Source organism: Bacillus sp. SIMBA_154, assembly GCF_046536015.1.
Taxonomy (GTDB): domain Bacteria; phylum Bacillota; class Bacilli; order Bacillales; family Bacillaceae; genus Bacillus; species Bacillus pumilus_P.
In genome coordinates, this window is sequence record NZ_JAWJBV010000002.1 from 223345 (window position 1) to 235781 (window position 12437).

Annotated in this window: 9 protein-coding genes; all 9 read right to left on the reverse strand. The window is 41.7% G+C overall.

Annotated features, from left to right (window positions below):
- Positions 1-12: 12 nt before the first annotated feature.
- Positions 13-543 carry a PTS glucitol/sorbitol transporter subunit IIC gene (gene srlA, locus R0K30_RS04560; protein ID WP_003210918.1) on the reverse strand — a complete coding sequence of 177 codons (531 nt, stop codon included), beginning with the start codon at positions 541-543 and terminating at the stop codon, positions 13-15.
- An 18-nt stretch (positions 544-561) separates the two neighbouring features.
- Positions 562-993 carry a transcriptional regulator GutM gene (locus R0K30_RS04565; RefSeq protein ID WP_230031450.1) on the reverse strand — a complete coding sequence of 144 codons (432 nt, stop codon included), beginning with the start codon at positions 991-993 and terminating at the stop codon, positions 562-564.
- 12 nt (positions 994-1005) lie between these two features.
- Positions 1006-2250 carry an NAD(P)H-dependent oxidoreductase gene (locus tag R0K30_RS04570; RefSeq protein ID WP_099725935.1) on the reverse strand — a complete coding sequence of 415 codons (1245 nt, stop codon included), beginning with the start codon at positions 2248-2250 and terminating at the stop codon, positions 1006-1008.
- A 244-nt stretch (positions 2251-2494) separates the two neighbouring features.
- Positions 2495-3433 (reverse strand): sugar-binding transcriptional regulator, encoded by a 939-nt coding sequence (locus tag R0K30_RS04575; RefSeq protein WP_410609380.1) that lies wholly within the window; start codon positions 3431-3433, stop codon positions 2495-2497.
- Between the two features lie 151 nt (positions 3434-3584).
- Complete coding sequence (gene sigG / locus R0K30_RS04580) at positions 3585-4364, reverse strand: RNA polymerase sporulation sigma factor SigG (RefSeq protein WP_034317964.1); 780 nt, start codon at positions 4362-4364, stop codon at positions 3585-3587.
- 142 nt (positions 4365-4506) lie between these two features.
- Positions 4507-5226 (reverse strand): RNA polymerase sporulation sigma factor SigE, encoded by a 720-nt coding sequence (gene sigE / locus R0K30_RS04585; protein ID WP_007499746.1) that lies wholly within the window; start codon positions 5224-5226, stop codon positions 4507-4509.
- A gap of 59 nt (positions 5227-5285) precedes the next feature.
- Positions 5286-6215 carry a sigma-E processing peptidase SpoIIGA gene (gene spoIIGA, locus R0K30_RS04590; protein ID WP_410609382.1) on the reverse strand — a complete coding sequence of 310 codons (930 nt, stop codon included), beginning with the start codon at positions 6213-6215 and terminating at the stop codon, positions 5286-5288.
- Between the two features lie 450 nt (positions 6216-6665).
- Entirely contained in the window at positions 6666-10982 is a 4317-nt protein-coding gene (locus R0K30_RS04595) for a S8 family serine peptidase (RefSeq protein ID WP_410609384.1), read from the reverse strand.
- Positions 10983-11287: 305 nt separating this feature from the next.
- Entirely contained in the window at positions 11288-12436 is a 1149-nt protein-coding gene (gene ftsZ / locus R0K30_RS04600) for a cell division protein FtsZ (RefSeq protein ID WP_034317972.1), read from the reverse strand.
- Position 12437: the final 1 nt, after the last annotated feature.

Below are 12437 nucleotides of genomic sequence, written 5' to 3' on the forward strand. Positions count from 1 at the left end.
TCTAACCCTCCCTTATTGTGAATTCGCTTTCATTTTTCCTGCTAAGTATTTTGTGATCCATTCAGTAATGATTCCGCGAAGTAAAATGACGACAATCCCGACTAAGAAGTAACGAACAGCAAGCTCTGACATTGAATATCCAGCTTCTTTAATCCCGTTCGCAATTCCTAAGTAGACAAATAGTTCTCCTGCATTGGCATACGGGAATAGTGATGTCACCGGATGAACAAATGAAACAGCTGAATCATAGAATGCTGGTTTTTGTTTTTCAGGTAAGAAGCGGCCAAACGTATAAGCCATTGGATTTGTCAAAATAAGAACGGATAAAATCGGCATTAACGTGTAGCGCAAAATGGTATATTTCGCTGCAAATTGGATCGCTCTATTCACTCTCTCTTCTCCAATAAACTTCATGACAGCATAAGTGAAAGTAAGTAGCACAACAAGCGTTGGAACGATACCTGTAACAAGACCCATGAATTGCTTTCCGCCGGCTTCAAACATTCCGATAAAGTGCTCTCCAAACCATTGAATCCATTCCATGTTTCATCTCCCCTTTCTTTAGTTCACATTTGTTATATTTTTCTTCGAAATTGAGACAAGCGCCTGCTCAGCTGCCATAGAGAGTGCTTGCATGACAGCTGGTCCTTTTTTACGTCTTTTCAATGCTTGTTTCATCATATGGTGCTCGTCTAGCACAGCCCCTACATGCTTGCCTTCATATGAAGGAACTTCCTTAAATTTAGATAAGATCGAGACTCCGCCAAGCACATGACATTTTTGAATGATATATGATTCATCGACAATGATGAGCGCAATGGCCCCAGGACCAACTTTGCGCCGCTCCATTCCTGAAAACAAGTGATAGCCTTGTTTCCCTTTATAGTCATCAATCAGTGAATCCATGCTTTTGCGGTAGTACTTGATTTGAATAAACGATAAACCATATTGCACAATGAGAATGATACAAAGTACGATTGCTAATTTTTCCATAGCCTCACGCCCTTATGATTGAAATAAGTGATCTTGTAGTGAACGCAGCTTCCAGACCGTTGTGTTTGAATCAAGTTCTACATCATCATGAGATAGGAATTGTCCTAATTTGATGTCTTTTTTCGCTACTACTTTTCCGCTGATTAAGCCAATTGGAATGTGACCGTTCGATTTCATGTCTTGATGCGTTTCAAGTACACCTCTTACGGAGTATCCACCAATTCCGTCAAGTGTTTCTCCTGCTTTAATATCTCTCTTCGCAACAGCCACTGTTTCTGACACTGGTACACCAATTGGGTGGATGGATGAATCATGCTGTAAGACTGCTTTTGCGATGGTGACTGGTGTTTCAAGACTCGCTAAGTGGAAAGGACGATAAAGCGTATAGTGTGGACCTTTTCCAACTTTTAAGTAGCGAAGCTCTTCATCTACTGGCTCAAGCTCACTCTTGACGATGACAAATACGCCTGGTGCAAGTCCATTTACATATTCAACAACTCCGAAGTTATCCAGCACGCCGCCTTGCTGTTTTTGATTCAATTTATCTGCTACATTGTCTAAATTCGCTTCGACTCCGTGCATGCCCACTTTATCTGGCAAAAGACCTGTCGCATTACTCAATAAGTTCATTTCTGCCATTGTTTTTGTTCCGTCCTGGAACGCCGCCAGCATATGAGCACTCATATGTTTACTATCTGCTTCTGCTTTACACGTATCTGGATTTGCTTCTGGGAAGAACGGGTTGTTTTTGCCTTTCCCAGCAACGAGCACCTCAAGCCCCATTGTTTTCGCAAATTCATATAATTCTAGTGTTGCTGCTGGTTCGTCTCCAGCTGATCCAGAGTAAACAAGCCCTGCGTTCGTGAATAATTTATGCATGACCAAACCGATTGTAATATCGACTTCTACATTTAAAAGAACAAGATGTTTTTTTGAATTAAGCGCTTCCAAAGAAATGTTTGCTCCGACCTCTGGAACACCTGTTGCATCCACAACAACTTCCACGAAATCTGATTGAATCACTTCTCTATAATCATTTGTGACAACCATTTGATGAGACTTCGCATGCTGCTTGTAAAAATTCGCTGCCTTCTCTGCTGCATCAAGATGAATATCACAAACACCTGCTACAATCATCCCTGGAATGTTAGAAATTTGTGAAATGAGTCCAAAACCCATTTGGCCAGCTCCAATAATTCCTACTTTGATCGGATCTCCGCTGCGTTCTCGTGCTAATAACTGTTGATAAATTGACATCTAAATCATCCTTTCAGGTTTTCTTGCTTCACAATAGATTGCTAGAAAAATAATCTGAAACTTTTAACAAATGTTATAAAAATTAACAAAAATCTTATTATTGTAACATTTGTTATTTTGTTTATCATTTGTTATGAACTTAGTTTATATGATGTGTCAACTTTGTGTCAAGCTAAAATCGATAAAATTTTCAATCTTTTTGAGTCTAAAGACTCAAAAAAAACTACCTAATCATATTAGGTAGTTACTTTAATAAGGCATCTCCTGTTCGTTCATCCGTAATTAATACATGAATTAATCCACCTTCTAATGCTGCCCTTATCGCTTCAATCTTTTCTTCTCCTCCAGCGACACCTATGACCAGCGGGATTTCTTTCAACTTTTGCGGGCTTATTCCCATCACCCGATCGTTCCATGGATGAGGATACACTTCTCCTTTACGATCAATAAAGTTATAACAAATGTCACCTGCTACATCCTTCGCTTGGAGTATATCCTCCTCGCCGCTTGTCATATAAGATTTCACCATCGTTGAATGCTGCGGAACCCCGCCAATCCCTACAACAGCAATATTTGATGATTCTCCTAATTCAATGACTTTTTTGATCGACGGCTGTCTAATCAGCACTTCCTTCGCTTCTTTTGTATCAAGCATGACAGGGACATGTAAAAGCTCACATTTAGATTTGAGTGCCTCTGTACATCTCGCAATAATGTAGTTGGCATGGATATCAACATCTTCATTCCCAACACCTCCGACAAGCGGAACAAATGTCACGGATGGATAATGCTGGACAGACGTAAGCGCTTTCGCCATTTCATGCAAAGTTGTCCCTGAGGAAAAGCCGATGACTTGGCCATCCTTCATCACTTTTAATAAAAAACCCGCAGCCGCAGCGCCGATTCGGCTTTTTGTTGTTTCTTGACTGAGAGATTCAACACATACGACTTCTCGCAGCCCGTATTTCCGCTCTATTTTTCTTTCTAACGACCCGTATTGTTGATTGACTTCATCATGAATAATGATTTCCACGATTCCTGCTTCACGTGCTTTTGCCAAATATTTTGATATGAGCGAACGGCTGACCCCAACAGCTTCTGCAATTTTAGATTGGGTGGCGCCTTCTTCATAATACATATGCGCAACCTTAATGAGCAGCCTTCTTTCATCATGGAATGTCATAATAACCCTTCTTTCCGCTTCTGTGTTCCCTAACAAATGATATCTGAAATAACATTTGTTAAAAACAGATTAAATGAAAAGAATAACCGAGTCAATACTAAAGGCGTGTTCTCTAAGAAGAATGAATAAAGCCGCACATCAAGTGGCGGCTTTAAAAAATGTTCTTATTCATTTGTTTGATGGCTGCTTTTTCAAGCCTTGATACTTGTGCTTGAGAAATCCCAATTTCTTCAGCAACTTCCATTTGCGTTTTGCCTTGGAAGAAGCGTTTGCGAAGAATCATTTTTTCTCGATCATTCAATCTGCGCATTCCCTCTTTTAAGGCCAATTCTTCCACCCATTGTGTGTCTTTGTTCCGTTCATCACTAATTTGATCCATCACATAAATCGGATCTCCTCCGTCATTATAGATCGGTTCAAACAAAGATACAGGATCTTGAATCGCATCTAGGGCAAAGACAATTTCCTCATGAGGCACTTCTAGCACTTTGGCAATGTCTTCTGCCGTTGGCTCCTTGCTTGTCTCACTAATTAGCCTCTCACGGACCTGAAGTGCCTTGTAAGCAATATCTCTTAGTGAACGAGACACCCGGATCGGATTGTTATCACGCAAGTATCGACGGATTTCTCCTATGATCATAGGGACCGCATAAGTTGAAAATCTGACATTGTGGCTTAAATCAAAATTATCAATCGATTTCATTAATCCGATACAGCCTACTTGGAAGAGATCATCCACATACTCTCCTCTGTTGTTAAAACGCTGAATCACACTTAAAACCAACCGCAAATTGCCATTGACTAGCTTTTCTCTTGCTGTATCGTCACCCTCATCTTGCAGCTGTCTGAACAATTTCCTCATCTCTTCGTTTTTCAGAACTGGCAGTTTGGAGGTGTCGACTCCGCAGATTTCCACTTTATTTCTGGACACTTTTTTCCCTCCCTACAGGAGCTGTTGTACAAAGTTCAGTATCTCCTTGGGATGGAAAAATATGCACGAGCTATGACAAGAAACATGTAAAAATAGGTTAATTCCTTTGGCAGCGTAAGGACAGAGCTTTCAAAAAAATTTTTTAGACCATTTTGTTAAATTCTTTTTGTAATCGTTTAATAATTCTTTTTTCCAACCTTGAAATATATGACTGGGAAATCCCCAGCATATCAGCGACATCTTTCTGGGTTTTTTCCTCACCGCCGACTAAGCCGAATCTGAGTTCCATAATCTGTTTTTCACGATCGTTTAATTGTTCTAGCGCTTTTTTCAGTAATTTTTTATCTACATTTGCTTCAATATCTCGGGTGATAATGTCATCATCTGTTCCAAGTACATCTGATAAAAGCAGTTCATTTCCGTCCCAATCAATGTTGAGCGGCTCGTCAAACGATACTTCTGAACGGATTTTATTATTTCGGCGCAGGTACATCAAAATCTCATTTTCAATACATCTTGAAGCATATGTCGCAAGCTTGATCTTTTTTTCTGGATTAAATGTATTGACTGCCTTGATCAGACCAATGGTTCCGATACTAATTAAATCCTCAATATTAATGCCTGTGTTCTCAAATTTCCTTGCGATATAAACCACTAATCGTAAGTTTCTTTCGATAAGAATGGCTCTTGCGGTTTGATCACCCTTCGGTAATTTGACAAGCAGTTCCTGTTCTTCATCCTTGGATAATGGAGGCGGCAGCGCTTCACTTCCACCAATATAATAAATTTCATCACTCTTTAGACCTAGCTTCATGAGGAGTTTATACCAGTAGTAAGTGAGTTTAAATTTTAATTTTTTCATCTTCTTCTCCCTTCTAAATGTCAAGTTGACCTCGTAAGATAAAAGACATGACCAAAAAACTACGACACCCCTTGTATAATTTTCCCGTCTAACATATCTGGATGAATGATGGATTGAAATTCCTGATCTGCTGATAAACCGCTTAGGCTCATTCCAACAAAACACTTGGCTGGCTGGATCATATGCGTTTTTGAATAAATGACGACCGTATCTGGTTTCAAGCATAGTAGAAACCCATGATCATGACCGACGGCACGATATGGAACAAGTCTTAAACGATCAAGCAGTGGAAACCGATCATCAAGCTTTTGCATCACTTCAACAGGATGAGACTGTTTGATTAGTTCTATAAATGGCTCTCCGCAAATAGACGTTAACTGATCAAGCTGGACGATCATAACAGGTGTTTTCGTCATAGGATCATACAGCTGGTTGCCAGAATCAACGAGTCCATTTAAGCGGATGGTCTCCCCGTGAATGTGTATCTCCACAAGCACTTGTTCATCAAACTGTCTTTTTTTCGCACCAACCTCTCCTAATCTTTTCTTTGAAAACAGCCAAATGGCAGGAAAGCCGGTTAAAACGAAAAGCCAGCTAATGGGATCGCCAAAGCCATCATTTTGTGAAATAAGGAGTCCATCTTGAATGACTGTATTTGTTTGCAAAAACGAATGAACCCCGATCATGCCTCCTCCCATCAAAAATGTGACAAAGTAAAAAGCAAACAGGTTTTGAAAAAAGGAACGAAATCTTTGAAAACCAAAGGTTGCAAGCACGATCAAGACAGAAAAAAGTAGTTTGCCTAAAGGGTGTGACACAAACATTGCAAATGGTGTAAAGAGCAAGAGAACAATGCTCGATCCAATCAGAGCTCCTAACATATATCGCCTTTTTTTTACTTGTCGTTTGAGAATAAATGCAGTGAGTAAGAGAAGCAATAGATCAAAACAAAAGTTTAACAGCCAAATCACATCTAAATAAATGACCACCTTCTGCTCCTTTCATCTGAAACAAAGAATCAAAAGCAGTACTTGCACTTGTTTGTACCAGTATAAAACAGTCATGAGATGGAAGTCTGTCAATTCTTGTTGGGGATGATAGAGAACTTTTGGTGGATTGTTATTGTTTTTGTCGAGGAATGAGAGTGCGGGACAAGAGAGCGATGTTTTGGACAAGTTTTCAAACGATTGTTCGATACAAAAAAGACACGCTCCAAAGAGTCGTGTCTCAGATTGTTGACAAAGGGCTAAAATGATCTTTATTTTAGCCCTTTGTCTTCTTTTCAGCGTGATAGAAAACCTTTGAAGTCTAGGAAGACCGAGTACCGGAGCGGAGCGAATTTGACATTCGTGAGCACCGGCGCGCAGGACTGACAACGAATGCGAGGGTTTGTCTACACGCTGAGACACGCTCCAAAGAGTCGTGTCTTTTGCTAATGATTACTTCTCGTTGATGTTTAATGTGCCAGAAGCCTTTTGTCTTGTGACATTTCCATAATCATCTCGCACAATGACTTCAATGACCGCGCCTTTTGCTTTTGCGGTAGATGTAGCCGTCCAGTAGCCTTCATATGTTCCCTTGGCTACTTCACGAATCGGCAGCTCTGCTATATTTTGAAGCTTTGATCTAGCATTTGTCAGCGGCATGTGAATGACAAAGGTTGCCTCTAGCTTCTCCCTGCTTTTAAATGAAATTTTAACAGATTCTCCCGATGATAAATGGACATCCTCTGCTGGAGTCAGCTCAGAAATGTCAGGTGCCTCGTATTGAACATCAATGTCGACTTTTCTAGTCGTTTTGTTTCCTGCTGCATCCTTTGCTATCACTTTTATCGTATTCTTCCCGTTCTCAAGCAGCACTCTAGCGGAATACTTCCCATCTTTTACTGTCGCTTTCTTTCTATTCACTGTGACTTGATCAAGATGATCGTCCGTTACTTTTCCTTCCACAGTGAGCGATTCTCTATTTGATTTTTCGCCTTTTTTCGGTGTATCAATGGTCAAAGTTGGTGCTGTTTGATCAATGATCACCTTTACCGGCTTGGATGGTTTCGTTGCGCCTTTATCCGTGACAGTCGCTGCCGTGATGATATGCTCTCCGCTTGAAACAGTGATCTTCTCTTTGAAGGTGCCCGACTGATCTGCTTTGACTTCGGCGACCTCTTTGTCGTTTTGATAGATCGCTACATCAAGCCCAGGAGAGGCTGTGCCTTCAACCTCCAATTCACCTTTATTTGTGATGGTTCCTGCCTTTGGAGATGTAATCTCTGGCACATCTGCTTCATAGTTAACAAGCGCGCGAATCATATAATTCCCCTCTTCTTTTGGAGAAGGAGAAAAAGCACCGCTCGTCAGCTGCCAGCTTCTTTCAGTATTTGGCCCATCTTCATCTGTTGCAAGCCCGGGAGATTCCGTATTCTTTTTCGTTTGAATGTAGACGAGATAAAAATCTCCCTCCACAGTGATTGCTTGATCTTCTAAATCTACTTTTGTCCATTCACCATTACGCAGTGCATTCGCCTTCAAAGGTCCTGCAATTTTCTCACCTGGTGCTCCGTCTTTCCCGGAAGCGTCATACACTTCAACCGCAAATTCATTACCGCCAGGAGCTGGCCATTCTGATGTCCAGAAACGGAAAAGTCCGCCTGTGACTTGTGCTTGTTTCTTTCCCTTTTCTAGTGAAAACTTCACAGCCCAGCCATTGCCAGGATCATAGAAAGCCCGCGCATTTTCAGCTGTCCCGTCATCGTAGCCAATTTCACCAGCAAAGCCGATAAAAGGTTCAAGCTTGATCGCTTTTGCCAGCGGCTTTTCTGTGACATCCGCCGTAAACGAATAGCCTTTAAAACCTTTCGCAAATACTTTGACTGTATAAACGCCGCTCAATGCCTCTAAAGAAAACTCGCCGGATTCATCTGTTTTCACCGGCTCAATGTTGGCATCCTCTACAAGATAAACAGTGGCATCCTTTACTTTTTCACCCGTTGTTTCATTGACAACTGTGCCGGATATCGTTCGTTTCTCAAGTGGCTGTAAGGAGAAATTCGCTTCTGCCTTTTCGTTTGAGGAAACATTGACTTTTTGGGTGCGTGATTCAAAGCCGTAAGCTTCAGCTTTTACTGTAAATTCTCCTGCTCCATGAGCAAGCTGATATCTTCCTGTCGCTTCATCAGTGTACGTTGATTTTCCGCTTTCAAGGACACTGATTTGTGCCTTCATAGGAAGGGCTTGAATGGACGGGACATCTCGACCTTTTTCCTTTTTCATCTGCACATGTTTTTCTTTTACTTTAGCAGGTGTTGCACTTTTCGGATTGACTGATTTCTTATTTTGCGTTGTAGACTTTTCCTTTTTGATCACGCCAAGTTGTTTTTTTGCTTTTTGAGGCAATGCTTGATCTGTTATTTTCACATCATCTAAATAAAAGCCGTCTTTTGTGACACTGCCATCTGTTCTCAGCTGAAAAACCACTCTCACCTTTTGACCTTTATAGGCAGATAAATCGACTTCACCTGCTGTCCATGCATTTGTTTTTCCTGTATAGGCTGCCACTTGAACAGCATCTTCGCCCTCAGGCTGCACATGTACATGCACATAGTCATAGTTTGCTTCGAGATCATGCCAGTAATGATATTGCAAAAAGGAGGAGCCTGACTCTGGTACCGCAATCATCGGCATTGATAAATTGGCATCCATTTGATTTTCATAAGGACTGTCTAAGTTTGTGGCATAGACACGTTCTCCTGTAAAGGCTTGTTTCGGACCTGTGGACGGTTTCCCCCACTGCCACGGATCTTTTATTCCACCACTGAACCATCCACTTGGCCATGCTTCAAAATCTTGCGAGTAGCCCGTGGTGACGGATGTCTTAACCGGTAGGGTGTACGGCTCTGATGCCGCTTCATTTTCTCCAAAATCTTTCACAATCCATCGATACGTGACGTTCTCGCCCTCAAGTTCAGGAAGCTGGACAACATAGGTTCCTTTTAAATGATTTCCATTCGTACGACTTGCTTGCAGCGTCTCCCATTCACCTTGATCCACTTGGTAGGTCAAGGATACATTTGTCACAGCTACTTCATCTTCCGCTGTAATTGTGAGAGGTGTTGGCGTAGAAGCAAAGATCTCGTTCGGTCCTTTATGAGAAAAAACAGGTGGTTCTGTATCTTCCCCTTCTGTGGTGACCTGTCCTTCAATCGTGCCAATTCCGTCGGTTAATGATGTAATCGCCTCTCTTGCATCAACTAAACCTGCCCCATAGCCATTGTTAGGCGATTCAGGAAATTGCTCGTCTGTCAGCGGCTTCGCTGTATCAATGAGAATTTGCTCAATCTCTTCAACAGAAAGATCTGATTGTACTTGGCGAAGAAGAGCGACAACAGCTGAAACATGCGGACCTGCCATCGACGTGCCATTCCACCCATCCTCATACCCTTTCCCTGGGATTGAAGAACGAATGTTTACCCCTGGAGCAGCAATATCTGGTTTCATAACGCCATATGGAGACGGACCTTGCAGTGAGAAAGACCCTAATTTATTGTCTTGATCCGTTGCACCCGTAGCAAAGGATTCTTGGTAGTTTGCGGGATTTGCAATCGATCCCTCACCCCCAGGATTAAATAAATCGGTATTGCCAGCTGAAAACTCTGGAAAGATGTCTGCTGCTCTCCAAGCATTGACCACATCTTTATACCAATCATCAAGCCCAGGCCCACCACCCCAAGAATTATTGACGACATCTGGTGCCTTTTCTGGATGCGGGTTTCCGTTCTCATCCTTCGGTGCCAAAATCCACTCACCTGCATCTAGCAGATCAGCATCTGTTCCTCCATCTTCTGAGAAAGCTTTCACTGCGATCCATTTTGCACCTGGTGCGACCCCGATTTGATTCGTTCCATCTGGCTCAGAACCAACCATTGTTCCAGTCACATGTGACCCATGCTCTAAGTCATCGTAAGGTGAATCAGATCCTGTCGTTGCATCATACCAATTGAATTCATGAGATGGTTCATTCGGACGAGCCGGATCAAACCCGCGATATTTTTCTTTTAAAGCAGGGTGATCCCATTCCACACCTGTATCAATACTTGCAACAACTGTACCAGTACCGTCATAGCCTAAAGCCCACGCTTCTGGGGCATGAACCTGAGAAATATTCCACTCGATTCCATCTACTGCTTTGATTTGTTTTTTCTGTTGAGAACTCTTCAAATCAACAGGACGATGAATTTGACGTGTTTCATTCGGCAGCACTTGATCTACTTCTGGAAAGGAAGCGACCTTTTCCATGACTTCTTTCGTTCCCGTCACAGCTAGACCATTTACAATATAGTACGAACGAATATCCTTCACTTGCTTTTTCTTTTTTTCCTTTTGTAAATACGCAAGCAGTGCTTGTTGTGTCTCATCTGACGTTGCTCTTAGCTCAGATACAACAGCTGATCTTTTTGTGTACTGCGTTTTCGCAGCTGTTAGTTTCTGCTTTTTGGCTTTCGACACAGCTTCCTTCGCTACTTTTTGCGCGTTTGTTTGTTCCTTCATTTTGACTAAAAAGGTCACCTTGTCTTCCTGTTGAAACTGCTTCATTAATCTAGATGAAATCTTTGCTTTTGTTGTCTTAGAGGAAACAGCTTCCTCCTGATATGAGGTAGAAGTCGATTTTGCCTGAACCATCCCAAAGCTTGTCATCGCTAAAGTACCCATCACCAATAGACTCATCAAACGATAGCCGGCGGTTTTGTGAAACTTCACTTTCAATCAAATCCCTCCTCCTCAAATGGTCAAGCAGCGTGTAGTCCTCACTTCTCCCTTCCTTTTTGTTTATGACAAGATTCATGGTGTTCTATTTAATGTAGTCAAATAAAGTTCATCATTTTGTCGTTTTTTGTAACAGGTATCAAAAATGATTCTTTTGCCTTAATTCACATAAGTCAAAATACATAGGTTGGATTGAGTGATTCTTGCATGTTCAAGACTTTTTTATTAGAAGAACAACAGGTCCTTTTATCCTTTTTAGGCATTAAAAAATCCCCTTCCAATGGAAGGGGACGAGCTATGCTCAATTAGCGTTTGTTGCGGTTACGCAAGAACGTTGGGATATCGAGCGTATCATCGCTTGATTGTTGTGTATTTTGTCTTGGCTGAGATGATGTTTGCTGATGTTCCTCGCGTTTTACTTCACGCTTTTGTGGAATGGATTGATTTTGCTTTAATCCTTGACCTAATGGATTTCTTTGTGATTTTGTCACTTCTGGCTCCTGCTCAATAAATCCAGTTGCGATCACTGTCACCACAATTTCATCCTTCAAGTTATCATTAATAACAGATCCGAAAATCATGTTTACATCTTCATCAGATGCTGATGCAACAATATCAGCTGCTTCTTGCACCTCATAAAGACTTAAGTTTGTACCACCCGTAATATTCATGATGACGCCTTGTGCACCGTCAATCGCCGTTTCAAGAAGTGGTGAAGAGATGGCTTTCTTCGCTGCTTCAGCGGCACGGTTTTCACCTGTTGCAACACCGATTCCCATAAGGGCTGAACCTTTATTGGACATGATTGTTTTCACGTCAGCAAAGTCAAGGTTAATCAAACCTGGTGTTGCAATTAAATCTGAAATTCCTTGAACACCTTGTCTTAACACGTTATCTGCTGCACGGAATGCTTCAAGCATTGGCGTGTTTTTATCGACAATTTCAAGCAATCGATCGTTTGGAATCACGATTAATGTATCAACCGCTTCCTTCATAGAAGCAATTCCTTCAACTGCTTGAAGCTGACGCTTTCTTCCTTCAAATGTGAAAGGACGAGTGACGACACCAACTGTCAATGCCCCAGAATCTTTTGCAATTTTTGCAATTACAGGTGCAGCACCAGTACCAGTTCCACCGCCCATACCAGCTGTAACAAAGACCATGTCAGCGCCTTTTAATACTTCTTCAATTTGTTCTTTGCTTTCCTCAGCTGCCTTTTTACCGACTTCAGGATTCGCACCTGCTCCAAGCCCTCTTGTCAGCTTAGCACCGATTTGCATTTTTGTTTCTGCTTTTGATAGATTTAACGCCTGTGCATCTGTATTAACTGCAATAAAATCGACACCTTGTACGTCATTTTCGATCATTCGGTTGACAGCGTTATTTCCGCCCCCACCTACTCCGATTACTTTAATTGATGCTAGGCCGTCTATATTTGTTTCAAACTCCAACATG